The organism is Bacteroidota bacterium, assembly GCA_025059945.1.
GTDB lineage: Bacteria > Bacteroidota > Rhodothermia > JANXDC01 > JANXDC01 > JANXDC01.
In genome coordinates this window covers 26,334-51,331 of the sequence record JANXDC010000003.1, presented here as the reverse complement: position 1 = coordinate 51,331, position 24,998 = coordinate 26,334, and the positions used below count along the sequence as shown (strand labels likewise).

Here is a 24,998-nt window from a genome sequence, read left to right as displayed (position 1 = left end):
GTATGCGCGGCGCAGCGTGGGGCCTTATGGCGGTTGCGCTCTGGGTTTGGGCGGGCTGTGGAGGGGCCGGCCGTTTGGGAGATGACAGCCGGGCGCGCGCCTATACCTATGAGCCCGGACAGCCGAATTTCGATATCGAGGTCATCGGCACCCTACTGGAGGGGCAACCAGGGCTGGACCTCTACCTCGGCCTAAGCCGAGCGGGCTTTATCTACAACCGGCTCGGGGATCGTTTCGTGGCGCATTACGAATGGCAGGTGCGCGTCTTAGAGCGCTCCGGGCGCCTGCCTGTCTGGCAAGAGTCGGGATTGGATTCGGTTGTGGTCTCCCAATATCGGGACACGCAGCTCTTTGAACCCGTACGACGGTATCGCCGCATCTCGCTTCGGCCCGGATTGTATCAGGTCGAAGTACAAATTACGGACGTGGAGACACGCAAAAGCGCCCGAAGGCTGCAAACGGTTGAGGTGCCAGACCTTGCGCGGCAGCCCCTTTTCATGAGCCGACCCCGACTGGAGGTGCGCACCCCAGAGGGTCGCTTTGAACCTCATCCGGCTCAGTACGTCCCCATCGACACCGACTCGGTTCGGGTGAACACACAGATCTTCTTTACGGGCTCAGAATCGGTATTCGATGTGCAGTTTCGGTTGCTGCGCTTCCGCAGCGACACCAGCATCGCCGCCCCGCCGTTTTGGATCAGCCCCGGCTATGGCTCTTTGGCCTATTTGGGCATTGACTACACACGGGCCGATACGATCCAGCGCGTGCGCCGCAGCCTGCGCGGGGTGCGCGGAGAACTCATGATCCAGTTTTTGCTGCCCCGCCTGAGCAAGGGCAACTACCGAGCCGAGATCATAGCTCTGGGGCAGGGGGGCAAGGCGCGTCTTGAGCATCGACGCGACTTCGCCGTGCGCGGTCCAGGTTTTCCGCACCTGAGCACGTTAGAGGACCTCATCGGTCCCCTGTATTATATCGCCACCCCTTCGGAATGGCGACGTCTGAGCGCCGCCACCACAGAGGAGGAAAAACGACGCGAGTTTGAGCGCTTCTGGGGGGGGCTATTTGCCTCAGAGGTCCAGGCCCAGGCCGTCATGAAGGCCTATTACACCCGAGTCGAAGAGGCCAACTTGTTTTTCTCGGGCCACAAGGAGGGCTGGAAAACCGACCGCGGCATGCTCTACATCGTCTACGGCGCCCCCCTTTTGGTCGATAGCTACCTGGATTACGAGGTGTGGCGCTACACCTACGCCGAAAACGACCCCCTGAACGTGTTTCTGCTCCAACGCGCCCGCCCTCATGGGGCCGATCAGCCCTTTGAGCACTTCATCCTGCAGCGGCAGCTCTACTACGAGCGCGAATGGTATCGGCGGGTTGAACGCTGGCGGCGGGGTGAGGTCCTTTAAAAAAACCGTAGCCCTTGTCTGACTTGCATCCCGTCCCGTACTTAAGGCGGCCTCAAGACGTGGAGGATCCCATGCGCAAGTTCCTGCTGAGCCTTTTTGTGTGGGCCTGGGCTACCGCCTCAGGAGGCCTTGCCCAAGCGCCCGAGCCCAGGCTGGTGGTGTTGTTGGCCGTGGATCAGTTTCGCGGCGACTATCCGGATCGGTTCGCGGCGCACTTTAGCGGGGGCCTGCGGCGCCTGTTCGCGGAGGGCCGCCACTACGCGAACGCCGACCTCAATTACGCCTCCACGGAAACCGGTCCCGGGCATGCCACGATGGCCACGGGGACTTATCCGCGCGTGCACGGCATCCACGGCAACGATTGGATAGACCGGACCACCGGGCGCAGCGTCTACTGCGTGGGCGACCCGGAGGCCGGACCCGTAGACGGGTTGGGTGGGGGGAGTTCCCCGCGCAACCTGCGCGTTAGCGCCTTGGGCGACTGGCTTAAGGCCGCCTCCCCGCGCTCAAAAGTTGTCGCGATCTCCGGAAAAGACCGGGCCGCTGTGCTCCTGGGCGGGCAGCGGCCCGATGCGGCTTATTGGTACGAATCCCGATCCGGTCAGTGGGTGAGCTCTTCGTATTACCTCAAGCGGCTTCCCGAATGGGTGCGCCGATACAATGCACGGCGCTGGGTCTACAATCAGGTGCCCGAAGCCTGGACCCGGCTTGAGCCGGAGAGCCTGTACGCCCGGCAAGGTCCCGATGCGTTTCCCTTCGAGACGCCTTGGAACGGCTCAACGGCCTTCCCGCACCCCTTTGACCCGGCCCGCAAGCCCGCTCAGGTGGGCAATGCGCCCTTTCTGGACGCCTACACGCTGGACTTCGCTTGGCAAGCCGTGCGAGCCGAACGGCTCGGCCGACGCGGGGTAGTGGACCTGCTCTGTATAGGGCTTTCGGCCACGGACTATGTCGGGCACGCCTTCGGGCCAGACAGCCATGAGCTGCTGGACCAGCTGCTGCGTCTGGACCGCGAGCTGGGGCGTTTTCTAGAGCGCCTGGAGCGCTATGTGGGCCGGGATCGGCTCCTAGTAATCCTGACGGCCGATCACGGTGTACTGGAGTTGCCCGAATTTTTGGAGCAGTTCCGAGGGCTTGCCGCCCGGCGCCTGCTTTATGGTCAGGCGATAGAACCTGGGCTAGAGCGGCTCAACCGGGCCCTGGGTTTGCTCTGGGGCGTTGAGGAGCCCCTGCTGCTGCCCGGCTACATGCTGAACTACGCCGCTGCAGCTCGGGTCGGGGTCGATAGCCTCACGCTGGAGCGCTACGTGCGAGAGGGGCTGCTGCGCATCCCAGGCGTGGCGGATGTGTATCTGCGCCGCGAACTGATGCGCGAAGGCGATCCGGATCGGCCCTATCTGGGGCATTTCCGCCGCAGTTATCACCCTCCCCGGGGCGAGGATCTGCAGATTCGCTACTGCGAACGCTGCCTGGTCACGTCGCGTCCGACCGGCACCACGCACGGCTCTCCGTATCGCTACGACACCCACGTGCCCATAGTCTTCTGGGGGGCCGGTGTAAGACCCGGACGCGTAGCAGAACCCGTCTACACCGTAGATATCGCCCCAACGGTGGCACGCCTGCTCGGCATCCCGTATCCCGATACGGTCTCGGGAAGACCCCTGGACGTGGCGAACCGCTAGCAGGCTGTCAGCTTGACGGACCGGAGCCGCGGATCGGAGATCATTTTGACAGCAAAACCGCCTCGGCTCACCGCTTGAAGGGTTTTGGACGTTCACGAAAAGCCGGAGGCTTGCAATGCAGGTGCATGTGCTCTGGAATGGCTGGAAGCCCACGGAGGCCCAGCGCACCCTCTGGCGCCGCCAGATGGGCCAGCTGCGCCGCTCCCTGCGGGGGCTGGATGTGTCCGGTTCGCGGTTGCACGCGGCCCTGACCTTTAGTCCGAAGCGCAAGCGCTACGAGGTCTCCTTGCGCATGAGCTTTCCCCAATACGTGGCCATCGCCCAGGAGGGGGGGCATGACTTCGCCGGGGTTTTAGGGGCCGCCTTTGATGAACTTAAGCGCCAAATCGGCCGATACCGGGAGCTGCGCCGCAAGGCTTCTGCTCTACGTCGGATGCGAAGGATTCCGCGCCAGGAGCTCGCCCTTGAGGAAAAGCTCTGGGAGCAGCTGCCCAGGACCGTCTCGGCGCAGGTGCAGGAGCTTGTGCGTGAGCTCCAAGGGAGGCTTGGGCGATGGGTGCGCCGCGAGCTGGTTTTGCAGGCCGCCGCACGCGGGCTGGAGCTAAGCGGAGTAGATCCGCAGGACGTGCTGCAGAACGGGTTTTTGCACGCGCTTACGGCCCTGGAGCAGAAGCCTTCGGATATGAGCCTGCGGGCCTGGCTGGTGCGGCATGTTTGGGAGGCCCTGGAGGCGACCCTGCAGGAGCTAGCCGAGCGCCAGAGGCAGGAGGAAGTGCACCTGGAGACCGACGTGCCCGAGGTGGATCCCGTGCTTGCGGCCACAGCCGCGGCCGATGAGCGCTACGCCTTCGCCCATCCGGACGAAGATTGGGTGGTGGCTGATCTGTTGCCCGATCCGCAACCCGCAGATCCCCAGGCTCGAGCTGAGCTGCGGGACCTGGTGGAAACCGTTGTGCGCGCTCTGGCGCGGCTGCCGGAGCGCTGGCGTCGCATCTTTACCCTTCATCGCGTGCACGGGTTAAGCGAAGAGGAGATCGCCAACGCCATGGGGCTTTCGGCCCATGAGGTGCACACGACCCTAGAGCGCGCCGAGGCCTTTTTGCGTCACGTTTTCGAGGAACCGGCATTTCGCAAGATCCACAACAAGCTCCCCGCCCAGGACGTGCCCGAGGAGCTTCGCGTGTGGTTCCAGTTTGTCTAAGGAGGTTAGATATGGCAGCGCGCACCGTGGTCCTTCGCTGTCCGATCTGCTTGGCTTGGAACCGCGTCGATCTGGACCGGCTTGCGCACGGTCCGAAATGCCATAGCTGCAGCCGACCCCTGCGCATGGAACTGCCGCATCGGCTGCTGGATACGGCCGATTTCGAGCGCATCATCACCGAGGCCCAAGTGCCGGTGCTGGTGGACCTGTATGCGGATTGGTGCGGCCCCTGTAAGGTGCTAGCCCCGGTTCTGGATGAGGTGGCCCGAGACGGCGCGGGGCGCCTGTTGGTGCTTAAAGTGAACGTCGACTACCATCCCCAGATCGCCGCCCGCTACGGGGTTCAGGGGGTTCCGACGCTGCTGTGGCTTCAGTCCGGACGAGAACAAGACCGGCTTGTGGGCTTCCCGGGACGAGAGGCGCTCTTTCGTTGGGTGCAGCAGTCGTTGGGTGAGCCTCTTGTCACCGAGCGGCATCTGTGAGGGCCGCCTGCAGGAGGCGGCTTACGGCCTCGATGTAGTCTACGCGCTGCCGCAGCGCGGCCTCCACCTCCGACCAGGCGCGCAGCGTCCCGAGGTCGTCTGAGCCGTAGGCGATCAGCAACACATCGCTTACAAAGCGCTTGTCCAGAAAGCTGGACAAGTCCACGTGCCAACGGGTGAGGATGCCCGCCGTGAGCCCGTTCTCGAGTCGGGCTAGCTCCGCCTGCAACCGCGCAAGCCCCGTGCGCACAGCCTCCGGGCTTGGGTACGGATCTGAGGAAAAGGCGCGTCGATCGAAGCGCCAGCTGATCTCGAAATCCAGTGTAGGCCGAAAACGCGCCAAAGAGGAGCTTTCCGAGACGCTGTTCTCCGATAGAAACCGGGGGGCCAGGCGCTGTTCGCGAAAAAGATCCCAATCCACGTTGAGCCGGATCACAAAAAGCGGGGGCTCAAGCGCACCGGGGCAGACCAGCTCTCCTTCAACCCCCGTGGCCCGGATGAGGTCATCTCGCCACTGCCGGAAGCTTCGCACCTGAAAACAGCGCGCGTAAAGCTCCTGCAGTAGGCTCTGCGTGATACGCTCAAAGAGCGGATACTCCATAAGAGCTCCCCTGGGCCCGAGCAAAAATAAATACGGGGCGCTAATATGAGGGAGGATACCCGGGCTCAACCGACCGGGAACGAAACCTTCGCGTAAGTCGTTCTCGAGCTGGCAACAGAAGAGAACCCACCGGTAAATTGCTCATTGTCATGCGCACCCGATGGCTCTGGTATAGCCTGATCGCCTTTGCGGCTCCGCTTCTCGTCTCCGTTTTGGTTCGGCTCGCGGTGCATGCGCTAGCTTCCTTGAAAGCCCTCTAAAAAGGTCAGCAAATGATCCCCGTTGCAAACCGCAACCCGAAGGCCCGCTTCGTTTGGGGTTCTCCCCAGGAGAGGCGTCTCTCCTTTTGGCATCGACTTTATCTGCCCGCCATTATCGGGGGCATGTTGTACACGCTTAAGCAGCTTTTCGCCCCGAAGTTCACCCGGCAGTATCCTGAGGAGCGCTGGATTCCTCCTCCTTCTTTTCGGGGCCGACCCGTTTTGGTGCTGGAAAACGGCGTAGAGCGCTGTGTGGCTTGCGGGTTGTGCGCCCGAGCCTGCCCTCCCCTGGCGATCGAGCTACAGGCCAGCGAGACGCCGGATCCCAAGGAGCGTTATCCTGTGCGCTTTGAGATCAACATGTTGCGCTGCATCTTCTGCGGCTACTGCGAAGAGGTCTGCCCGGAAGAGGCGATCGTGATGAGCCCAGAATGGGATTTCGTCTTCCACAACCGGCAGGAGGCCATCTACGACAAGGCCAAGCTGTTGGTGCCCGTAGAACAGCTGCGCAACCGGCTGGACTACCTTCATCGCTACAAGGACGCCGCCTATCCCCTCTCCTACCAGTACCCCGAGCAGAACAACCGGCATAGCATCCGCGACCGCTGGCGGCAGCTTGCGCGGTGGCTACGGCCTACCCAGAGCCAGCAAGCGGAATCCAGAGTTTAAAAGGCCGCTCCCGTCTTAAATTAGGCCATCTTGGTCTTTCTGGGGAGGCATCACCATGAGGCCGCATTGGGTCTGGATTGCGACTTTGGGCTTATTTGTCGCTTGTGCGAGGCCTGAGCCGCAGGCAGATCTGGCGATCCTAAACGGCCGGGTCTATACTCTAGAATCGGGCCAGGCGGCTTGGGCCGAGGCCGTGGTCGTCCGGGGGGATTCGATCCTATACGTGGGTAGCTCCCAAGGTGCGCGCCGCTTCATCGGGCCCCGAACCGAGGTGCTCGATGTCCAGGGCGGGCTTGTGCTGCCCGGCTTCATCGACGCGCACACGCACTTCCTCAGCGGGGGCTTTCGATTGCTGGGCGTGGACCTGCGTGCGGCCGCAACCGAACGGGACTTCATAGGCCGCATCGCGGAAAAAGCCCGCACCCTGCGTCCGGGCCAGTGGATTACGGGGGGCGACTGGGATCATCAGCAATGGCCCTCGCGCCAGCTACCGCGCCGGGAGTGGATCGATTCCGTCACCTCGCAGACGCCCGTTTTCGTCACCCGACACGACGGGCACATGGGGCTGGCCAATTCGCTCGCCCTGCGCCTTGCGGGAATAGGGCGTCACACCCCAGACCCTCCGGGTGGACAGATCGTGCGCGATCCCCGCACGGGGGAGCCCACGGGGATCCTGAAAGACGCGGCCATGGATTTGGTCTACCGCGTCATCCCCGAGCCCTCCCGCGGGGAGCAGGCCGAGGCGCTGCGCGCGGCCATGCGGGAGGCCAACCGGTTTGGGGTGACGACGGTGCACAACATGGGCTCCTGGTCCGAGCTGCCTGTCCTGGATAGCCTCAACCGCCGCGGGGAGCTGACAGTCCGGATCTATCACTTTGTGCCGTTGCCGACGGTCGACAGCCTGATCCGATTTGAACGCCGCGGGGGTATTCGCACGCCCATGCTGAAGACCGGCGGGCTAAAGGGCTTCGTAGACGGCTCCTTGGGATCCTCCACGGCGCTCTTCTTCGAACCGTACACGGACGATCCCGGAAACCGCGGACTGCCCAACGCGATGATCCTGCCCGTCGGGCGGTTGGATTCGATCATCGAGCGGGCCGATCGAGCCGGGCTTCAGGTTGCCGTACACGCCATAGGGGACAGCGCCAACAAGTACCTGCTGGACGTTTTCGCCCGCGTCGCTGCGCGCGTAGGGCCGCACAAGCGGCGTTTTCGCATCGAGCATGCCCAGCACCTGCGGCCTAGCGAGATCGCCCGGTTCGCTCAACAGGAGGTTATCGCCTCCATGCAGCCCTATCATGCCATCGACGACGGACGGTGGGCGGAGCGGCGCATAGGGCCGGAGCGCTCTCGCTACTCGTATGCGTTTCGCTCCCTGTTGCAGTCCGGGGCCGTCGTGGCCTTTGGCTCCGATTGGACCGTGGCCCCTCTGAACCCGATCCTGGGCCTATATGCAGCGGTGACGCGCCGCACCCCCGACGGCCGCCACCCGAACGGCTGGGTGCCGCAGGAGAAGATCTCGCTGGAGGACGCCTTGCGCTCCTATACCTTGGCAAGCGCCTACGCGGGCTTCGATGAGGCGCGCTTGGGCTCGCTTCGGGCCGGCAAGTGGGCTGACATCGTCGTGCTGGATCGGGACCTGTTTCGGCTAGACCCGGAGCAGTGGAAAACCGTGCGCGTGCGCTACACAATCGTAGCGGGCAGGGTGGTCTACCGCGCAGGGTCGCAGCCGTGATCGATTGGGCACACGAGGCGAGGCGGATCCGATCCGCCTACGCGCAAATACCGCAAACGCACAGGGCGCGCTGGGCGGCCCTGCACCCGGCCGAAAGGCGCCACCGGGTCCGCCAGTACGAGGCTCTCTTAGAGCTGCTGGCCCGGACGGGGTGGTCGGACCTGGCGGGCAAGCGGGTCTTGGATGTAGGCTGCGCCGAAGGGCGCCTGCTGGGCCTCATGCTCGATTTGGGGGCGCTTCCGCAGCACCTAGCCGGCGTCGAGGTGCGCCCCGAGGTTCTACAGAAGGCCCAAGAACGCTTCCTCGGACCGGATCTGCGCTTAGTAGAAGGTCCACCCTGGCCGTTTGCGGAGGTTAGCTTCGATCTCATCCTGCTCAGCTTGGTCTTCTCCTCCGTGGCCTCTCAAGAAGCCCGAGCGGAACTGGCTCGGGAGGTGCTGCGTCTGCTGCAGCCCGGAGGATACCTGTGGTGGTGGGATATGCCGCATCAAAGCCTCATCGCCGGAGGACACGGGCGGCCCTTAAACCCACTGCGATTGTGGCCGGACTTGAAGCCCCAAGCCCTCTATTGGGGTGCGCCGCGCTGGAGGAGCCCCATCTGGACCGGAAGGCGGATGATTCGGCTCCTGGAGGGCGCTTGGAACGTCTGGTTCCGCTGGGTCCCCTGGGTGGGGGTTTTGTTGGGGCCTAAACCTTAGGAGCCCAGCACCCACAGGCCCTTGGGGATCTGCGAATGCAGCTGCCCGCGCGCCCACAGACCGCAGCCTAGCTCATAAGAGCCAAAGCGCACGTGCACGTAGCCGGGCTCGACCTCTTCGGTGGGTCGGATGTTGAGCGTCTGCCCTGAAAGGAAGCGTCGAGCTTCCTCCAGGCTGGCCAGCGAAAGCGCGTTGCGCCGGATCTGCGGCCCAAAAAACTGCAAGGCGGCCGTAGTGGGCTTATAGCCGTAATTCGTGCGCCGCAGCAGGGCTACGCCTATAGAGTGCGGGGGCGGATCATCCGGCACCGGTGTTGCGCGCCAGGCCATCCAGATCTTCTCTCGGCCGCGGCGCCAAAACCGAAACGGCTCCAGAGTCTGCGCTTCTAGACCAAAGCGCTCCGCAAACCAGCGCAGGGGCGTTTCGTCCTCCAGCGGCTGGGGGCGATCGTAGCGCAGCCCCTCGACGGGCCTTTTCTGGGGGGACATAGGGCGGTCTGTGCGCCGGATGCGCGCTACGAAAAAGCCCCCCGTGTCGTTTAGGTGAGGCCAGTAGCGTCGGGCGTGCGCGACGTCCTTCCGAAAGCTCCTCCCCTGCCATCGCAAGATCCCCGAATCGGCCCGCAGACCGGGGATCTCGAAGGGTTCTACATATCCGAAGTCCCCCAGCACGGCATCCAGGACGGCCTCGTTTTCCTCTGGGGCGTACGTGCAGGTGCTGTAGACGAGCACGCCATCGGGCTTAACCAGGCGCAGCGCCTGCTCCAATAGGCCGCGCTGCACCCTCTGCACGGTTTCCGTGAAGGCGGGCTTGTAGCCTTTCCAGCTGCGCGCGCGTTTGCGCAGCGTGCCCTCACCTGAGCAGGGCGCATCGAGCAGCACGCGATCGAAAGAGCCCGACTCCAGAGGCAGGCTGGCTCCGTCGTGGTGCATGACCACGACTTGTGGTAGTCCTAGCCTTTCTATAGTAGCTCGTAGGCTTGACAGACGGCGCGTGGCCAGTTCGTTGGCTATGACCACGCCCTCTGAGCCCACGCGTAGCGCGATTTGGGCCGTTTTACCCCCGGGGGCCGCGCACAGATCCAAAATCCGCTCGCCCGGCTGGGGATCCAACGCTACGACGGCCGTGAGCGCGATCTCCTCCTGCACGTAATACCAGCCGGCCGCAAAGGCCAACGTAGCGCCCGGTTTGTCGGCGCCAGGGAGCCGGTAGGCGCCCGGATACCACCCGAGGGGCTCGGGCGCGTAGCCCGCCTCGCGCAATGCCTCAAGCAGGCGCTCCGGAGAGCTCTTAACAGGGTTGACCCATAGGCAAGCCGGAAGCGGGCGGGCCAGGCACGCCCAAAAGGCCTCGACGTCCTCTAGCAGAGGCTCATAACGCGCAAAGGGATGCTCCATCGCGTTTAAGCACGCCCCAGAATGCGCAACAGCTCCTCGCGCAGGCTGCTATCGGTTTCGCTGAGCTTGAGACGACCGGCTAGTAACAGGCGCAACTCGCGGCGCTTGAGGGCGTTTTCGTATTCGGCCTGCTCCTCTGAGGTTTCGGGCCTGATCTCCGGAACGGGTATGGGTCGACCGTTTTGGTCTACGGCCACGAACGTATAGTAGGCCCGATTGCTCAGGCGCCGATCGCCGGTAAACGGGTTCTCGGCCTGCACCACGAGCCCCACCTCCATAGAGGTGCGGAAAGCCCGCGTGACGGCCCCCTCGATGAGCACGACCTCGCCTAGCTTAATCGGGGAGCGAAACTCCACAAAGTCCACCGACACGGTCACGCAAACGCGATTGGAGTGTCGTTGGGCGGCGATGGCGGCGCACGCGTCCATCCACTGCAGGAGCCGACCACCCATGAGGTTGCCTAAGGGATTTGTATCATTGGGCATAACGAGCTCTGTCATGCGCACGCGGGATTGCGATACGGTTTTAGGCTGCTGGTTCATGCGGGCTCCTTGTCATCTCTTTCGAGGCGGGGACTATGGGCCTCCCTTAAGCCTACTCCGTCCCGCCCCTCTTCCCAACCTGAATGTCACAGGGGAACATGCAGGGCGTCGCCGAGGCTCCGAGGGATCACTTGCGTCGTTTTTTGCTCGGCTGCCCCCGGCGTTCGTCGATGGCCTGAAGCCGTTCCACAAGAGCCTCTCGCGTCTCTTGCCGGAGCAGCTCCCCGATCTCGGAGATCGCGATACTCGGCTTGGAGGCCTTTGGGGAAGCAACTCTGCCTTTAGAGGGCATATGAGGGTGCGCTTTAGTCCGGTAACGCCACCAAAGGTAAGGCATCCGGGGCCTATGCGGGCAAGGCGATGGCTTGACTTTCCGAAGCCTTTACGGCTATTTTGGGCCGTCCTCCGGCAAGCAATAAGAAGAAACCAAGCCGCCTATCGAACCCTTGCGCCGATTCGGGTAAACGCCTTGCGGAAATGCGCAAACGGCCTTCTTTTACGGGGCGCGCCTTTGCCCGGATCCGGTTTTGGGTGTCGATAGGGACATTAGCGGGCTTGCTCACAGGCCCCTTTGGGGCTCGATCGCAGTCCATTCAGGTCCAGACGCTCTCTTCGGGTCTTCTGCGCCTTATTTGGCAGGCCGATTCGCTGCCTTCTTGGCCCACCGGTGAGCCGATAGACGTTCGCCTCTGGCTGGCATGGCTCAGCCGGACGGGCTGGGAGCCCTGCTATGAGCACAGCCTGGAGCTACCGGGCCCTGGGGTTCCGCAGCTGCGGCTGCAGGTCGCGGAGCGCGATCCCGTATCGGTTCCGGCGGCGGAGCCGGCCTCCTGGAAGGCCTGGAGCGCGTATCTGCTGCGGCCCGAACCCGTAGGCTTGAGCGAGCCCGGCATGGAGCGCCGCCGCTGGAAGGCCGAGCTTCTGTTTTATCCGTTCCGGCTTGAGGGAGGAAGGCTCATCCGATACCGCCGCATCGTAGTGGATCTTTTGCTTCCGGAGGCGCCCTCAGCACGTCTGCAGGCGGCCTCCGAAAACTCCCATCTGAGGGTGCGCCGCAGCGTTTTGGCCGATGGCCCCTGGTATCGGTTCGGGGTCTCGCGCACGGGGATATACCGCATAGATCGGGCGCTGCTGCAGAGCTGGGGGATCAATCCGGATAACGTAGATGCGCGCACGATTCGGATCTTCGGCAACGGCGGCCAGCCCCTGCCGGCTTTGGCCGGAGCGCCTCGGCCCGCGGATTTGCTGGAAGTCCCCACCTACGCTGTGGGCCTGGAGGATGGCCGCTTGGATGCGGGCGATTATCTTTTATTCTTCGGGCAAGGTCCCTACGGATGGCGCTACGAGGCCGATCCCGTCACGGCTCAGCGGCGCTGGCAGCACTGGATACATCCGTTTTCGCGCGAGACCTACTACTTTCTCACCTTCGGCGGGGCGCCGGCGCGGCGCATGAGCATGCTCTCTTCGCTCAACGAAGCCGAGCCGCTTCGGCCGAGGGCCTTTACGGAGCTTTTGTTCTGGGAGCCCGAGATCGAGAAGGCCGAGGCCACCTTGCAGTCGGGCACGCAGTGGCTGGGCCCGCGCTTGGACGCCAACGCGCGTACGCGTCTGCTCTGGGACCGCCCCTTGCACGGTCTGGTGCCCGGCTCCGCGATCGCATACCGGATCAAGGTGGCGGCGCGCTCGATTCCAGAGACGGAGTTCATCCTGCGCGAAAGCGGCTTTGTGCTGGGCCGGATCCTAGTGCCCCCGGTGCCGGCCTTAAGCGGCATCGACGGACCGGCCGCCTACGAGCGGGAGGCCGCCTTTACGCTCTCCAACGCCGCGCTTGCGCGCTCCCGGCTGGAGCTCAGCTACAACGGACCGGCCAACGGCACGGGGTGGTTGGATTGGGTCAGCTGCGCCTATCCGCGCCAGTTTGTGGCCGTTGGCGATACGCTTGGGTTTCGCAGCCCCGAGGGGGCCTCGGGGGTTGTGGAGTTTCGCCTGGAGGGCTTCTCCCGCGAGCCCTTGATCTTCGACGTAACCGAACACCAAGATGTGCGCTGGATCCGTCCCCTTGTCGGCGGTCCCAATCCCGTCTTTCAGGTTCGGATCGAACCCGGTCAAATCCGCACCTTTTACGCTACGGCGGGCGTTTTCCTGCAGCCCGGAAGCGCCACGCCGATCCCCAACCAGAACCTGCACGGGATCGCGGAGTATCCCGATTATGTGCTCATCGCCCCCAGAGCCTTCGCCGAACCCGCCCGTCGGCTGGCCGAGCACCGGCGCGCAACCGGCCTGCGTCCCCTGGTGGTCTGGCAAGAGGAGATCTTAAATGAGTTCTCCGGTGGAGCCTCTGATCCGCGGGCGATCCGCGATTACCTGAAGTTCCTCTACGATCGGGCCCCTACGCCGGAGCAGATGCCCCGCTACGTGCTGCTATTGGGCGATGGGCACTACGATTACAAAGAGCTCTCCCGGCCCGCGCTGCGAAACTGGATCCTGACATATCAGAGCGACGAATCCCTGGTGCGGGAGCGCACCTATACGAGCGACGACTACTTCGGGCTGCTCGACGATCACGAGGGCCTCTGGGAGTGGCGCGAGGGGCCCTCCCCGGAGCGGCTCGATCTGGCTATAGGTCGGCTGCCCGTTCAGACGTTGGCTGAGGCCCAGCGCGTCGTGGAGCGTATCATCCGCTACGAGACGGATCGTTCCGGTTGGGGGGACTGGCGGGCGATCGTGACGTTTCTGGCCGACGACGGGCCCACAAGCTATGGGTCCGATTACGACCTGCATCTGCAAAACGCCGAGATGACAGCCCGCCGGCTTCAGGAGCGCGATCCCGCAGTCGAGATCCACAAGCTTTACATGAGCGCCTACGAGGCCGTGAGCACCCCTCTGGGAAGGCGCCTGCCGCAGGTGACGCGCGATTTGCTGGAGCGCATCAATCAGGGGACGCTTCTGGTGAACTTCACCGGGCACGGAGGGCCAGAGGGGTGGACGCACGAGCGCGTTTTTCAGATCTCCGACATCCCGCGCCTCAGCAACCGGGATCGGCTAGCCGTGTTTGTGACCGTCACCTGTAGCTTCGGCAAGTTCGACAGCGGCGATACACAAAGCGGGGCCGAGGAGTTGCTCGTCTATCCCGACGGCGGCGCGATCGCCGTCTTGGGCACCACGCGCGTGGTCTATACTAACCCCGACACGACCACGGCCAACTTGGGGCTGGCCGTGGCGCTCTTTGATCGGCTCTTCCGGCGGGACGCCTTAGGCCGCCCCCTGCGGATAGGGGATAGCTACCTATTGACCAAGAACACCGCCGTGGGACGGGAGGGCAACAGCCGCAAGTTCGCGCTGCTCGGGGATCCGGCGCTGCGGCTCGGGCTACCGGAAAGGCGCCTGCGCATCAGCCGCATCAACGGCCGCGACCCGGAGCAAGAGCCCCTGTTGTTGCGGGCCCTCGATGAGGTTCTTGTGGAAGGCGAAGTGCTCGATGCCCAGGGCGGGCTCGATGAGCGTTTCTCCGGGCAGGTCGTGCTTACCGTCTACGACGCTCTGCGCCGCGTGCCCGTGCCGCCGGGGGAGGTCCGCTATCTGCGCGAAGGGTACTTTACGGTGCGTCAGGATCGGCTCTTTCGCGGCACGGCCACCGTGCGGGGAGGTCGCTTTCGGCTGCGCTTTGTCGTCCCCAAGGACATCTCCTATACCGGACAGCCCGGCCGGCTGTGGGCCTACGCTCTGGGGCCCGCCGTCGACGCCCTGGGCGCCACCGACCGCGTGCTCGTGGGAGGCACAAATCCTGACGCCGCGCGCGATACACGAGGCCCCGAGGTTTTTCTGTACCTCAACGATCGCACCTTCGTCTCAGGCGGCCTGACCAACCCCACGCCCCTGCTTATCGCCGATGTGCGGGATGAGAGCGGGATCAACACCACGGGCTTAGGCGTAGGCCATGAAATGCTGGCTATCCTAAACGGGGACGAACGCCGGGCGATAGTGCTCAACCCTTTCTACCAGAGCAAACCCGATAGCTATCAGGAGGGTACAATCACGTATAGGCTGGGACCGCTTGAGCCCGGAGAATACGAGCTCCGTGTGCGTTTGTGGGATGTGCACAACAACCCCGGCGAAGCCACGTTGCGCTTTGTGGTGGCCTCCTCCGAGGGGCTCGTGATCCGCAACGTGCTCGCCTACCCCAACCCTATGCGGAGTTCGACGCGCTTCGTCTTCGAGCACAACCGGCCCGGGGAGCCGCTTGACGTGGAGATCCGGATCTATACGGTGACGGGCCGCCTTGTGCGGCTGCTGCGCCAGGAGGGCCTGGTTTCCGCCGGCACCCTGGTGCAGATCCCTTGGGACGGTCTGGATGAGGACCTAGAGCCCCTGGCCCGAGGGGTGTACCTGTACCGGGTGCGCGTGGCGCTAGCCGACGGCTCAGCCCGAGCGGAGCACGTGGAACGATTGGTCGTATTACGATAAAAAGGAGCCCAAGCGATGTGCCCTATTCGCTATACGCTTTCGTTGTTAGTGCTCGTCGGTCTGCTAAGACCTCTTCGAGCGCAGCCCGGCATGGCGGCCGTGCCGTTTTTGCAGATCGAGCCTGACTCCCGAGCCGCCGGTATGGGCAATACGGGCGTGGCCGTGGCAGATAACGTGGCGGCCATTTTCTGGAACCCGGCTGGACTCGCCTTTCAGCAGGGCGTTGAGGCCAGTATCACCCATGCCCAGTGGTTGCCCCAGTTTAAGACAGATCTTTTCTACGATTACCTGGTGGGCAAATTCCGCCTGCCGAATTGGGGTACCTTCGGAGCTCATGTGACGTTCCTCAACCTGGGCGAGCATGAGTACCGGGATGCGGATAACAATTTCCTGGGGACCTTCCGCTCCTACGATCTGGCCGTAGGGCTTTCGTATGGCGCTCTGCTCAGCCCCTCCTTAGGTTTGGGGACCGGGCTGCGTTTTATCTACTCCAACCTCACACCCGGAATCATGGTGCAAGGCCAAGAGGCCAAGGCGGGCACGACGGTGGCGGCGGATCTGGGGCTGCTATATCGGAGTCCATCAATCAGGTTGGGGTCCGGAAGCGGGCGTCTGAGCCTGGGGCTTAACCTGGCCAACCTGGGCCCCGCGATCCAATACAGCGACAACGCGCAGGCCGATCCGTTGCCGACGAACTTGCGTCTGGGATGGGCCCTGAGTTGGAGTTTTGATCCCGAAGGGCGCAACATGCTTACGCTGGCCAACGACTTCAACAAGATGCTCGTGCGCCGCGATACCTCGGGTCGGGCCGATCCCTTCTACAAAGCGCTCTTTACGAGCTGGGGACCTATTCAAACGCCCGGCGGCAGACTAGCGTTGTGGCAGCAATTTACCGTGGGGCTGGGCCTGGAGTACTGGTACAACCGACTCTTAGCTGTGCGCACGGGCTACTTTTACGAAGACAAAAACAACGGCAATCGGCGTTTTGTAACCTTTGGGGCGGGGATCCGCTACAACATCTTCGGGGTGGACTTTAGCTACCTCTACACTCTTGAGGAGCAGCATCCGCTTGCCAACACGATGCGCTTTTCCTTGCTTCTGGACCTAAGCCGCCGTTAGTGATCGCGTTCCGTGATAAAGCGCACCAGCCTCAGCAAGGCCTCCTGAGCCGGGTTGGGGGGGAGGTCCGCCAAGAGCTCCAAGGCCTGTTGGGCGAAGAAGCGCATGCGGTGCACGGCGTAGCTTACGCCTCCGTAAGCGTGGGCGAAAGCGATGATGCGCTCCAGCTCCCCCGTCCGCCTGGGGCCGCGGCGTAGTAGGCTGAGGATGATCCGACGCTCCTCTTGAGGAGCCTGGCGAAGGGCGTGTATGAGGGGCAGGGTGAGCTTGTGCTCCCGCAGGTCGTTGCCGCGGGGTTTGCCCGCTCGGATGTCGAAATCAAGCAGATCGTCTCGGATCTGAAAGGCCATACCCAATAGCTCCCCGGCCCGACGGAAGCGCTCGATGCGCTTAGGATCATCAGTCGCGCTGGCCGCCCCACAAGCCATGCTGGCCGCAAAGAGGCTGCCCGTTTTGTCCGCGATGATGCGGTAGTACGTGCTCTCATCGGCCTCAAGGGAGCGGCTGCGCTCTAGCTGGAGTAACTCCCCTTCGCTCATGCGGCGTACGGCGTCGGAGAGGAGCTCCAGGAGCCGAAACTCACGGTTTTCGAGGGCCAGCAATAGCCCGCGCGCCAGCAGAAAGTCGCCCACAAGCACGGCGATTTTGCTCTTCCACAGGGCTCGAACCGAAAACCACCCTCGGCGTAGGTCAGAGGCGTCCACGACGTCGTCATGGATTAGCGTGGCCGTATGCAGCAACTCCACAAGGGCCGCCGCGTAATACGTGCTCGGGGTGATGCGGCCGCAGGCCTTAGCCGACAGCAACACAAGCATAGGGCGGATGCGCTTGCCTTTTTGACGCAGCACGTACTGCAGGATCAGGTCCAGCAGCCGCACCGAGGTGCGCATCGCCTCCCGAAAATAGCGATCAAAGGCCTTCAGCTCCGCCGCTATGGGGGCCTGGAGAACATCAAGGCGCAAGACGGGGTTGGGGGCAGACAACGACGTATCCGTGCTGGGCATAGGACGGAACCGTTTCCCTTACGCCAAAATAAACGGCCTCGGAGTCGTAAAGCAAAACGGATATTGCGTGCTAGGGAACTTTCACGGCCATAACACCATTCTCTGATGGCGCCATTCCGGCTATATGCTGAACTGCTCAGGACGGGCCCTTATGGCGATCGAAGCCCTAAAGCAGTTTCTGTCGCTCTCCGGAGCCGGATGCATCCTGGGGGCTTTTGCGATGGTCCAATTGGGTCGTTGGCGGCCCACGCAGGCTCGCTACAACTGGCTGAACCTCATTGGCGCATTGGCCTTGCTGGCTTCGGCTTGGATTGACCGAAACTGGGGCTTTATTCTGCTGGAACTCCTCTGGTCGGCTCTGAGTGTGTGGGCCCTGCTGCGCAAGGCGGCTCCCGCCGAGGTGGGCTCATGAACGCGGCGCTGGAGCGATACAGCTGGCTGGCCGGAGTCGGATTGCTTGTCGCCCTATCGGTCGGGGGTTACTGGTTTGTGTCCGCTTTGCGACGCAACCCCCCCTTGGGCACGATCGCTGTCCGTAATGGGCAAATCCAGTCGTTCTGGTTGCCCGACTCTTCCCATGTGGTCTTGCAGGGCGACAGCCAACTGCTCTATCCCATTCGGGGCTTTGGCGGCAATCTGCGACAGGTCGCCCTGCGTGGGCAGGCCTATTGGGAGATCAGAGCCGGCCGCAGGCCGCTGCGGATCCGCTGCGATTCCCTCTACATCGAAACCCTGGGGCCGGCTTCCTGCAATGTGCGATGGCGCGATGGGCGCCTGGAGCTGACGGCGATCTCCGGACGCTTCACCCTGCGGGCGCCAAACGGAAGTTGGACCCTTGAGGAATGGCAACGCCTGGTTTGGCCCCATCCGGCCCAGGTTGAGGCCGTCGAACCCTTCCGATATGCCCAGTGGCGCTTTGGGATGCTCTATTTCGCCAACACCCCCCTGAAAGAGGTGCTAGAGGAACTGCGGCGCGCCTGGGACCTGCGGTTGGAAGCCGACTCAGGCCTGCTGGGTCGGCCCGTAAGCGGCCGCTTCTCCTCAGAGCAGACCTTCGCAGAAGTGCTCCGCGAGCTAGCCGTGCAAGTTCGAGCCCGTGTAGTGCCCACTGAAGACGGTTGGCGTCTGGAGGGGGAGGGGTAGGCGGCGATAAGAGGGAAAAATGGATCTATAGGAATTACGAACGGTAAACCGGCCTTGGCATTTCACCTCTTTCTTTGGGACTCCCAAGGGCTGGCATAAACCTTGAGCCTGCCCTGGCGTCACCAGGCCAGAGGCAGCCAAGGCGCTATGGACCTATCCACGCTGATCGGCATCGTGGGCGGATTGGGGCTGATAGGAGCCTCCATCCTGATGGGCTCCGGTTTTTCCGTGTTTGTGGACATCCCCTCCGCGATTATCGTGTTGGGAGGCACGATGGCGGGCACGCTGGTGAGCTTTCCGCTGTCGAAAGTGCTGGGAGTGCTGAAGGTAGTCAAAAAGACCCTCTTTCATCAGGAGGTGGTGCCGGCTCGATATATCGAGCAATTTGTGGAGTTGGCTCGCAAAGCACGTCGGGATGGGCTGCTTTCGATCGACCGGGAGCTAGATAGCATTCAAGATCCCTTCATGCGCTCTGGGCTGGAGATGGCCGTAGACGGCATGGACGCCGAGGCGATCGCAGCCGTGCTGCAGAATGAACTGGATAACATGACCGAACGCCACAAAGCGGGCCAGCGCATCCTGCAGACCATGGGCTCGCTGGCTCCGGCCTTCGGCATGATCGGGACGCTGATTGGTCTTGTGCAGATGCTTCAGAACCTCAACGATCCGGATCAAGTGGGGCCCGCGATGGCGGTAGCGCTCATCACCACCTTCTACGGGGCTCTTTTGGCCAATCTGTTCTTTATTCCCATGACCACGAAGCTCAAGGAGCGCTCCGCAGAGGAGGTCTACATCCGGTCGATCATTCTGGAGGGGGTACTGGCGATCGTGAATGGGGATAACCCCCGGATCGTGGAGATGAAGCTTATGCGCTATCTGCCTCCCGCCATGCGGCAGCGATTGGCCGGCGGCGAGGCCGCAGCTGAGCTCAAGAAGGTGGCCTGATGCAGGGTGCGCAGCAGAAGCCCCTTAAGCGTTCTAAGCCCCAGCAGGAGGAGTCCGCCGGGGGGGCGCCGGAGTGGATGGTCACGTTTTCGGATATGACGACGCTCCTGCTTACGTTCTTTGTGCTGTTGTTGTCGATGTCGGAGATCGAGGTCAAAAAGTTTCGGGAGACCTTCTCCTACTTCACGGGCAACCGCGGGATATTGCATCAGCCGGCTCCGGTCTCGGCGCCCCCCAATGCCCAGAGCCTTAAACAGATGCAGGTCTATGAAGAGCTCGTAGCGGACATCGCCGAGATGGGGCTAGCCGGAAAAGTCGACGTGTACCTCGATGGCGAATCGATGCGCATCGTCATGCTCGATTCCGTAACGTTTTATTCGGGTCAAGCCAGGTTGCGGCCCGAGGCCTATCCGATTCTCAATCGGGTAGCGGAGTTGCTGCAGAAAGAATCGATCAAGCGGGTCTGGGTTGAGGGGCACACGGATAACGTGCCGATCGCAACGGCCCAGTTCCCCTCTAACTGGGAGTTGTCCGGGGCGCGCGCCGCAGGGGTGGTGCGGTACTTGATTCAGCACAGCCGCTTGAATCCAGAGCGCTTCGCCGCGGCCGGTTATGCCGATACCCGACCCGTAGCCTCCAACGATACCCCCGCCGGAAGGGCACAAAATCGACGCGTAGAAATCCGCATCGAATGGCAAAAACCGTAAGGGCCTTATGGGAGCTCAAGAGACGCTAGCGACCCCATCGTCCGGTGCGCCTACCGAGGTGGCAGAGCCCACCCCCAAAAAGGGGATCCCCCGATGGCTGTGGCTGGGCGTGCTCCCGGCTGTGATCCTGCTAGAGCTAGGGGTTACGGCCTATCTGGTGCTGAACGATTTCGACAGGGTGCATCGTATCGTGGGGCGCCTGCGTGGCTCTAGCTCGGCCCAACCCGAGGGGACTCAACCAGAGCCGGGCGAGCAGGTTCAGAGAGGTCCCGGGGTCTTTGGGACGTTGGAGAACATCACCATCAATCCCGCTGGCACCCAGGGACGGCGTTATCTTTTGGTTTCCTTCGGGCTTGAGGCCCCCAGCGCGGTTATTCTGGAGGAGGTCAAAGAAAAAGACATCGTGATCCGGGATCGCGTGATCCGGATCCTTAGCCAGAAGACCGTTGAGGAGTTGGCCGACGTATCGCAGCGCGAGGCGATCAAAGTCGAGGTGCTGGCCGGCATCAACGAGGTGTTGCAAAAGGGCAAAATCCGACACCTGTATTTTACCCAGTACGTGCTCCAGTAAGCCTCATCCGGTCCGATCTTTGACCCATCTCGTAGCCGGTTGCGCGATCGCAGCGCGGCCGGCTTTTTGGCGTCAATTAGGCCTGTTTGCGGATGCTCTGAAGGGAAATTTCAGCCGGCTCGGGCCATGAAAAAAATTCTCTCCCAGGAAGAGATCGACACCCTGCTTTCGCATGTCGGCTCGACAGGGGAGTACGACGAGGCGGCGCTTGTCGAGGAGCGCTCCGTTGAGCTGTTTAACTTCAAGCGTCCGCATCTGATCTCCTACGATCAACAGCGGGCGCTTAAGCGAATCCACGAAAATTTTGCCCGCAACATGAGCGTCTACCTTTCGGCTCAGTTGCGCACGATCGTGGATTTTCAGCTGACGGGCATCGATCAGGTGCTCTATTCCGAGTACGTCATGTCCGTCTCCCCGCCGAGCGCGCTCTACATCCTGGAGATCCCCGAACACAGAAGCAAAGCCGTCTTCGAGCTCGGTACAGAGCTGTGCATTTTCGTCGTCGAGAAGCTCTTCGGTGGGCAATCGCGTGAGTTTGGGGCCAAGCGGCCGCTATCGCAGATCGAGCAACGCATCATGCTCAAGATCATTGGCCGGGCCATCGAAGAGCTGCAGCTGGCCTGGCAGCCGCTAGCCGAATTTAAGATCCGCTATGCGGGCTTTGAGGCGGACCCCGAATTCGTGCAGATCGTGCCTGGCTCTACGCCGGCCGTGGTGGTGCTCTTTGGCGTGCGGATTTATGAAGCCCTCTCCGTGGCCGGCATCTGTTATCCGTACTTGCTGCTGGAGGAGCTCCTGAAAAAGTCCAGCATCGAACAGTGGTTCCAGCCCACTGACGATATCCCTCTTGATGTGCGGCGCTTCTATGAGCAGAACGTCAAGCGCTCGGAGGCCGTGCTAACGGTCGAGCTGGGGCGCACGCGTCTGACCCTGGAGGAGATCCTCTCGCTGCAGGTGGGCGATGTGATCGCGCTAGAGCGTCGGGTGCAGGAGCCCGCGCTGCTGTATATCGACAACAAGCCCAAGTTCTGGGTGCAACCCGGGGTGGTTCGCGGCAAGTATCGCGGGGTGAAGGTGCTGGATGTTTATCACGAACTGATGGACAAGGAGACCGCTCATGCGCGCGTGGTGGAACCGCCTACGAGCGGAGCTTGAACCGGCCTTGGCCGGGTTTTTCCAGACCCTTCTGGGGAAGCCCGTTCGCGTCCACTTCGACACGGTGGCCGAAGGGGCCTCCGAGGTCAAAACCGCCGTATCGGCCGAAGGCCTTTGGGTGCGCCTGCAAGAAGTGCGCTCCCAGACCCTTTGTTGGCTTCTCTGGACTCAGGAGGCGCTCGGGCAACTGGCTCAAGCCATGCTGGGACAGAGCCTAGAGGAGCTCGAGGCGGGCGGCTCGGATCTAGCCGCCGAGCTCACAGGTCAGCTTTGGGGTGCGTTGGAGCCCGCCTTGCGCCAGGCCGGTCTTGAGATGCGCTGGGGGGCCTTCGAGGTGATCTCCGATAAGCCCTCTGCGCAGGAGCCCGTCGATGTAGGCCGACTGCGCCTGTCCACATCGGATGCGGAGTTCGGAGCGCTTTTTCTCCTTGTGCCCCAACGCGTGCTGCAGGTCCCCTCTGAGGCCCCTCATGCCAGCCCATCGGGTTTAGCCGCTGCGGCGGTACGGGAGGAGGTGCCGATTCGCGCGGCCCAGTTCCCCGAGTTGGCCTCCGAGCGTAACGGGACGCCCGTGGCGAATCTGGAGATCTTGGCCGATGTGCATCTGGAGATCTCCGTAGAGCTTGGCCGTCGGACCATGCCTCTGGCTGAGGTGCTGCGCCTGACCAAGGGGTCGCTAATCGAGCTCGATAAGCTGGCCGGCGAGCCCGTCGACATTCTCGTAAACGGCCGCAAGATCGCACAAGGCGAGGTGGTGGTGATCGATGAAAACTTCGGGGTTCGGATTATCGGCCTGGTTTCCCCGGCCCAGCGGCTCCGGAACGCCTCCTGATCCGTTGCGCCGCTGGGCGGGCCTGCTGCTGGGGCTTGTGGGCCTGCTGGTGCTCTTGTGGGCGCTCTTGCCCGCCGGAGGGCCTCCTGAGCCCAATGCTCAAGAATGGCTGCGCGGCGACAGCCTGGCCCGTTCGGGGCAGCGCCCGGCCGGATCGGCCTTCTCCTGGGGCACATTGCTAAAGACCGTGTTGCTCGTTGGGGCCTTGGTGGGGGTGCTATACTGGCTCAAACGCCGACAGCCCGCTCAAAGCCCATCTGGCTGGATGCAAACCGCGGCCGCGCATGCGCTTCCGGGTGGCGCACACCTGGTATTGGTGCGCGCCGGCGATCGGTGGCTGCTTTTGGGCGTCACGGCCCAGCAGGTTAGCTTGCTAGCCGAATACGAAACCCCGCCGTTCGGATACGACTCCCCGGAACACTGGGCCGGCCGATCATGAAGCTGATTCTGTTCGGCGCTCTGTGCCTTGCGCTCCTTGAGGCGCCGGGGCTGGCGGCGCAGGGCCGCGGGCAGGCCTCTACCCCTCCGGCTGCCCCCTCAGCGCAGCTAAACCCTCTTCCGCAGAGCCTGCCCCGAATCCAGCTTTCCGTTCAGCCAGCCGACGGGCGTGAGGACTACGCCCTGCCCATCCAGCTCATCCTGCTTTTGACCGTCCTCACCCTGGCCCCGTCGATCATCATCATGATGACCTCCTTTACGCGCCTGGTTGTGGTGTTCCACTTTTTGCGCATGGCGCTAGGCACGCAACAGTCCCCGCCCAATCAGGTCCTGATCGGGCTTGCTTTGTTTTTGAGCTTCTTTGTCATGTATCCCGCTCTAAGCGAGATCAACACGCAGGCCTTGCAGCCATATCTTAATCGACAAATCACCCAGGCCGAGGCCCTTGAGCGCGCCGCGGTGCCCCTGAAGGAGTTCATGCTCCGGCAGACCCGGGCCAAGGATCTTCTGCTGTTCATGGATCTGGCCCGCCTGGGGCCGGTGCAAGATCCGAAACAAGTGCCCCTGTATGTGCTTGTGCCCGCATTTTTGATCAGCGAGCTGCGCATCGCCTTTCAGATCGGGTTTTTGCTCTATTTGCCTTTTTTGGTGATCGATCTTGTCGTGTCCAGCGTGCTGCTCTCGATGGGCATGATGTTTCTGCCGCCCGTGATGGTCTCCTTGCCGTTTAAGCTCCTCATTTTCGTGCTCACGGACGGCTGGTATCTCATCGTCGAATCCATGCTGCGGGGGTTTGCCAGATGAGCACCGAGCTGGCCCTATATTGGACGCAGGAGACGCTGCGCATCACTGTGTTGTTGGCCGGTCCGCTTTTACTTGGTTCTCTGGTGATTGGGCTTGTCATCAGCATCCTGCAGGCTGTCACCTCGGTACAGGAGATGACGCTTACGTACGTGCCCAAGATGCTCATAATCGCCGTGCTGTTGCTCCTGCTGGCGCCTTGGCTACTTAACCTTATGATCGATTTCACGGCCCGGATTCTGCTCTCCATCCCCGGCATTTCGCGCTAAGCGATGGAATGGACGACCGAGTACCTGGTGCGGTGGTTTTTGGTCGTTGTGCGCATCAGCGGCCTGCTGCTGGCCGCTCCGTTTTGGGGGATGGCTTTCTACCCAGGACGGGTGCGCCTGCTGCTGGCCTTCGGTCTGGGGCTGTTTTTCGCCGCACAAGCTCCGGGGAGCTCCGGGGCCGAGTTGTCCGCTCTTCTGAGCTCCTCATACGTTACGACGCTGCTGAGCATTGCGCGCGAGTTTCTGGTGGGCCTCTGCCTGGGCTTTGCGGGGCGCTTGCTCTTTGAGGGCATCCGCATGGCCGGGGATTTTGCGGGGGTGCAGATCGGTCTGGGCTTGGCCAACGTATTCGATCCAACGGCGCAGGAGCAAGGTAACGTCCTGGCTCAGTTTTGGTTTTTGCTGGCCACGTTGATGTTTCTGCTTCTGGACGGACATCATCTCTACATGCGCGCGCTCAGCTTTAGTTTTACCCTGATCCCGCTGGGAGGGGCCGTTATGCCCGATACAGGCCTGTTCCTGCGCCTGGCCACGGGCATGTTCGCGATCGGGCTCCAGCTGGCCGCTCCGTTCTGGGTGGTGATGCTGTTATTGGACGCGCTGATGGCCCTTTACAGCCGTCTGGCCCCGCAGAGCAACATCTTCCTGCTTTCCCTCTCCTTAAAGGTGCTTGTGGGCCTCTTGCTGGCCTGGCTGCTTGTGCCGATGCTGTTTCAAGCCATCCCGCTTGTGTTGGAGCGTCTGGACGATTGGCTGGAGCGCATCTTGGCCGGTCTGGCTCCTCGGTAGCTGTTTGTTACGCTCTTGTATGGCGCGTTGCTGAGCCCGCCCCGCAGCGCGTATTTTCCGCTTCACCTGCTCTGCAATAGGAGGTGCTCGC

The 24,998-nt window shown here is 62.7% G+C and carries 24 protein-coding genes; 20 read left to right on the top strand and 4 right to left on the bottom strand.

All coding sequences use genetic code 11. The features are described from left to right. The first annotated feature begins 2 nt into the window (after positions 1-2). The 4 genes from NZ993_01390 (at position 3) to trxA (ending at position 4,768) form a co-directional block, all read left to right on the top strand. Positions 3-1,403, top strand: a complete 1,401-nt coding sequence (locus tag NZ993_01390) for a GWxTD domain-containing protein (GenBank protein ID MCS7154450.1) — start codon at positions 3-5, stop codon at positions 1,401-1,403. A 71-nt stretch (positions 1,404-1,474) separates the two neighbouring features. Then, positions 1,475-3,085 carry an alkaline phosphatase family protein gene (locus tag NZ993_01385; protein MCS7154449.1) on the top strand — a complete coding sequence of 537 codons (1,611 nt, stop codon included), beginning with the start codon at positions 1,475-1,477 and terminating at the stop codon, positions 3,083-3,085. Positions 3,086-3,200: 115 nt separating this feature from the next. Next, positions 3,201-4,286 (top strand): sigma-70 family RNA polymerase sigma factor, encoded by a 1,086-nt coding sequence (locus NZ993_01380; GenBank protein ID MCS7154448.1) that lies wholly within the window; start codon positions 3,201-3,203, stop codon positions 4,284-4,286. Between the two features lie 11 nt (positions 4,287-4,297). Further along, a complete protein-coding gene (gene trxA / locus NZ993_01375) occupies positions 4,298-4,768 on the top strand; it encodes a thioredoxin (protein MCS7154447.1) in 471 nt (156 codons plus the stop codon). Here trxA and NZ993_01370 read toward each other — a convergent pair. Continuing rightward, the gene (locus NZ993_01370; GenBank protein ID MCS7154446.1) at positions 4,749-5,369 is read right to left on the bottom strand and encodes a hypothetical protein; all 621 of its coding nucleotides are present in this window, start codon (positions 5,367-5,369) and stop codon (positions 4,749-4,751) included. The genes trxA and NZ993_01370 overlap by 20 nt on opposite strands. A gap of 272 nt (positions 5,370-5,641) precedes the next feature. On the opposite strand from NZ993_01370, the gene NZ993_01365 reads away from it, so the two are divergent. From NZ993_01365 to NZ993_01355, 3 genes are read left to right on the top strand one after another with little or no spacing between them, the layout of a single operon-like run. Next, entirely contained in the window at positions 5,642-6,298 is a 657-nt protein-coding gene (locus NZ993_01365) for an NADH-quinone oxidoreductase subunit I (GenBank protein ID MCS7154445.1), read from the top strand. Between the two features lie 55 nt (positions 6,299-6,353). After that, positions 6,354-8,033, top strand: a complete 1,680-nt coding sequence (locus NZ993_01360) for an amidohydrolase (protein MCS7154444.1) — start codon at positions 6,354-6,356, stop codon at positions 8,031-8,033. Continuing rightward, positions 8,030-8,731 (top strand): class I SAM-dependent methyltransferase, encoded by a 702-nt coding sequence (locus NZ993_01355; protein ID MCS7154443.1) that lies wholly within the window; start codon positions 8,030-8,032, stop codon positions 8,729-8,731. Before NZ993_01360 ends, NZ993_01355 begins: the two co-directional genes overlap by 4 nt. Here the strand turns inward: NZ993_01355 and NZ993_01350 are convergent. Then, positions 8,728-10,128, bottom strand: a complete 1,401-nt coding sequence (locus tag NZ993_01350) for a class I SAM-dependent methyltransferase (GenBank protein MCS7154442.1) — start codon at positions 10,126-10,128, stop codon at positions 8,728-8,730. The genes NZ993_01355 and NZ993_01350 overlap by 4 nt on opposite strands. A 5-nt stretch (positions 10,129-10,133) precedes the next feature. After that, positions 10,134-10,670: an acyl-CoA thioesterase gene (locus NZ993_01345; GenBank protein MCS7154441.1), complete on the bottom strand. Its 537-nt coding sequence runs from the start codon at positions 10,668-10,670 to the stop codon at positions 10,134-10,136. Between the two features lie 477 nt (positions 10,671-11,147). Between NZ993_01345 and porU the strand changes: the two genes are divergently transcribed. Both porU and porV read left to right on the top strand, forming a co-directional pair. After that, positions 11,148-15,134: a type IX secretion system sortase PorU gene (gene porU, locus NZ993_01340; GenBank protein MCS7154440.1), complete on the top strand. Its 3,987-nt coding sequence runs from the start codon at positions 11,148-11,150 to the stop codon at positions 15,132-15,134. A 15-nt stretch (positions 15,135-15,149) separates the two neighbouring features. Further along, positions 15,150-16,253: a type IX secretion system outer membrane channel protein PorV gene (porV, locus tag NZ993_01335; protein ID MCS7154439.1), complete on the top strand. Its 1,104-nt coding sequence runs from the start codon at positions 15,150-15,152 to the stop codon at positions 16,251-16,253. Here porV and NZ993_01330 read toward each other — a convergent pair. Next, positions 16,250-17,257, bottom strand: a complete 1,008-nt coding sequence (locus NZ993_01330) for a polyprenyl synthetase family protein (GenBank protein MCS7154438.1) — start codon at positions 17,255-17,257, stop codon at positions 16,250-16,252. The genes porV and NZ993_01330 overlap by 4 nt on opposite strands. Before the next feature lie 151 nt (positions 17,258-17,408). On the opposite strand from NZ993_01330, the gene NZ993_01325 reads away from it, so the two are divergent. The 11 genes from NZ993_01325 to fliR all read left to right on the top strand — a co-directional run bounded on the left by NZ993_01325 (position 17,409) and on the right by fliR (position 24,907). Beyond that, positions 17,409-17,669, top strand: coding sequence for a hypothetical protein (locus tag NZ993_01325; protein MCS7154437.1), 261 nt, complete (start codon positions 17,409-17,411; stop codon positions 17,667-17,669). Further along, complete coding sequence (locus tag NZ993_01320; GenBank protein ID MCS7154436.1) at positions 17,666-18,400, top strand: FecR domain-containing protein; 735 nt, start codon at positions 17,666-17,668, stop codon at positions 18,398-18,400. Before NZ993_01325 ends, NZ993_01320 begins: the two co-directional genes overlap by 4 nt. A gap of 147 nt (positions 18,401-18,547) precedes the next feature. After that, entirely contained in the window at positions 18,548-19,345 is a 798-nt protein-coding gene (locus NZ993_01315) for a motility protein A (GenBank protein ID MCS7154435.1), read from the top strand. After that, on the top strand, positions 19,345-20,052 hold the full coding sequence (locus NZ993_01310; GenBank protein MCS7154434.1) for an OmpA family protein: 708 nt from the start codon (positions 19,345-19,347) through the stop codon (positions 20,050-20,052). Before NZ993_01315 ends, NZ993_01310 begins: the two co-directional genes overlap by 1 nt. 58 nt (positions 20,053-20,110) lie before the next feature. Beyond that, complete coding sequence (locus NZ993_01305; protein MCS7154433.1) at positions 20,111-20,623, top strand: flagellar basal body-associated FliL family protein; 513 nt, start codon at positions 20,111-20,113, stop codon at positions 20,621-20,623. Positions 20,624-20,749: 126 nt separating this feature from the next. Beyond that, positions 20,750-21,778, top strand: a complete 1,029-nt coding sequence (gene fliM, locus NZ993_01300) for a flagellar motor switch protein FliM (GenBank protein MCS7154432.1) — start codon at positions 20,750-20,752, stop codon at positions 21,776-21,778. Beyond that, the gene (gene fliN / locus NZ993_01295; protein ID MCS7154431.1) at positions 21,741-22,610 is read left to right on the top strand and encodes a flagellar motor switch protein FliN; all 870 of its coding nucleotides are present in this window, start codon (positions 21,741-21,743) and stop codon (positions 22,608-22,610) included. Before fliM ends, fliN begins: the two co-directional genes overlap by 38 nt. After that, a complete protein-coding gene (locus tag NZ993_01290; GenBank protein ID MCS7154430.1) occupies positions 22,543-23,049 on the top strand; it encodes a flagellar biosynthetic protein FliO in 507 nt (168 codons plus the stop codon). The genes fliN and NZ993_01290 overlap by 68 nt, the downstream gene beginning before the upstream one ends. Continuing rightward, on the top strand, positions 23,046-23,852 hold the full coding sequence (gene fliP, locus NZ993_01285) for a flagellar type III secretion system pore protein FliP (GenBank protein MCS7154429.1): 807 nt from the start codon (positions 23,046-23,048) through the stop codon (positions 23,850-23,852). Before NZ993_01290 ends, fliP begins: the two co-directional genes overlap by 4 nt. Then, positions 23,849-24,118 carry a flagellar biosynthesis protein FliQ gene (gene fliQ, locus NZ993_01280; protein ID MCS7154428.1) on the top strand — a complete coding sequence of 90 codons (270 nt, stop codon included), beginning with the start codon at positions 23,849-23,851 and terminating at the stop codon, positions 24,116-24,118. Before fliP ends, fliQ begins: the two co-directional genes overlap by 4 nt. Before the next feature lie 3 nt (positions 24,119-24,121). Continuing rightward, entirely contained in the window at positions 24,122-24,907 is a 786-nt protein-coding gene (fliR, locus tag NZ993_01275; protein MCS7154427.1) for a flagellar biosynthetic protein FliR, read from the top strand. Positions 24,908-24,998 lie beyond the last annotated feature (91 nt).

What these genes read in the sequence shown, in the direction of transcription:
- NZ993_01345 (MCS7154441.1), bottom strand. Translation starts at nt 10,670, where the DNA reads ATGAACCAGCAGCCTAAAACCGTATCGCAATCCCGCGTGCGCATGACA.
- porU (MCS7154440.1), top strand. Translation starts at nt 11,148, where the DNA reads ATGCGCAAACGGCCTTCTTTTACGGGGCGCGCCTTTGCCCGGATCCGG.
- NZ993_01370 (MCS7154446.1), bottom strand. Translation starts at nt 5,369, where the DNA reads ATGGAGTATCCGCTCTTTGAGCGTATCACGCAGAGCCTACTGCAGGAG.
- NZ993_01350 (MCS7154442.1), bottom strand. Translation starts at nt 10,128, where the DNA reads ATGGAGCATCCCTTTGCGCGTTATGAGCCTCTGCTAGAGGACGTCGAG.
- NZ993_01360 (MCS7154444.1), top strand. Translation starts at nt 6,354, where the DNA reads ATGAGGCCGCATTGGGTCTGGATTGCGACTTTGGGCTTATTTGTCGCT.
- fliR (MCS7154427.1), top strand. Translation starts at nt 24,122, where the DNA reads ATGGAATGGACGACCGAGTACCTGGTGCGGTGGTTTTTGGTCGTTGTG.
- NZ993_01315 (MCS7154435.1), top strand. Translation starts at nt 18,548, where the DNA reads ATGGACCTATCCACGCTGATCGGCATCGTGGGCGGATTGGGGCTGATA.
- NZ993_01365 (MCS7154445.1), top strand. Translation starts at nt 5,642, where the DNA reads ATGATCCCCGTTGCAAACCGCAACCCGAAGGCCCGCTTCGTTTGGGGT.
- NZ993_01385 (MCS7154449.1), top strand. Translation starts at nt 1,475, where the DNA reads ATGCGCAAGTTCCTGCTGAGCCTTTTTGTGTGGGCCTGGGCTACCGCC.
- trxA (MCS7154447.1), top strand. Translation starts at nt 4,298, where the DNA reads ATGGCAGCGCGCACCGTGGTCCTTCGCTGTCCGATCTGCTTGGCTTGG.
- fliN (MCS7154431.1), top strand. Translation starts at nt 21,741, where the DNA reads ATGCGCGCGTGGTGGAACCGCCTACGAGCGGAGCTTGAACCGGCCTTG.
- fliQ (MCS7154428.1), top strand. Translation starts at nt 23,849, where the DNA reads ATGAGCACCGAGCTGGCCCTATATTGGACGCAGGAGACGCTGCGCATC.
- fliM (MCS7154432.1), top strand. Translation starts at nt 20,750, where the DNA reads ATGAAAAAAATTCTCTCCCAGGAAGAGATCGACACCCTGCTTTCGCAT.
- porV (MCS7154439.1), top strand. Translation starts at nt 15,150, where the DNA reads ATGTGCCCTATTCGCTATACGCTTTCGTTGTTAGTGCTCGTCGGTCTG.
- NZ993_01380 (MCS7154448.1), top strand. Translation starts at nt 3,201, where the DNA reads ATGCAGGTGCATGTGCTCTGGAATGGCTGGAAGCCCACGGAGGCCCAG.
- fliP (MCS7154429.1), top strand. Translation starts at nt 23,046, where the DNA reads ATGAAGCTGATTCTGTTCGGCGCTCTGTGCCTTGCGCTCCTTGAGGCG.
- NZ993_01390 (MCS7154450.1), top strand. Translation starts at nt 3, where the DNA reads ATGCGCGGCGCAGCGTGGGGCCTTATGGCGGTTGCGCTCTGGGTTTGG.
- NZ993_01310 (MCS7154434.1), top strand. Translation starts at nt 19,345, where the DNA reads ATGCAGGGTGCGCAGCAGAAGCCCCTTAAGCGTTCTAAGCCCCAGCAG.
- NZ993_01290 (MCS7154430.1), top strand. Translation starts at nt 22,543, where the DNA reads ATGAAAACTTCGGGGTTCGGATTATCGGCCTGGTTTCCCCGGCCCAGC.
- NZ993_01320 (MCS7154436.1), top strand. Translation starts at nt 17,666, where the DNA reads ATGAACGCGGCGCTGGAGCGATACAGCTGGCTGGCCGGAGTCGGATTG.
- NZ993_01325 (MCS7154437.1), top strand. Translation starts at nt 17,409, where the DNA reads ATGGCGATCGAAGCCCTAAAGCAGTTTCTGTCGCTCTCCGGAGCCGGA.
- NZ993_01330 (MCS7154438.1), bottom strand. Translation starts at nt 17,257, where the DNA reads ATGCCCAGCACGGATACGTCGTTGTCTGCCCCCAACCCCGTCTTGCGC.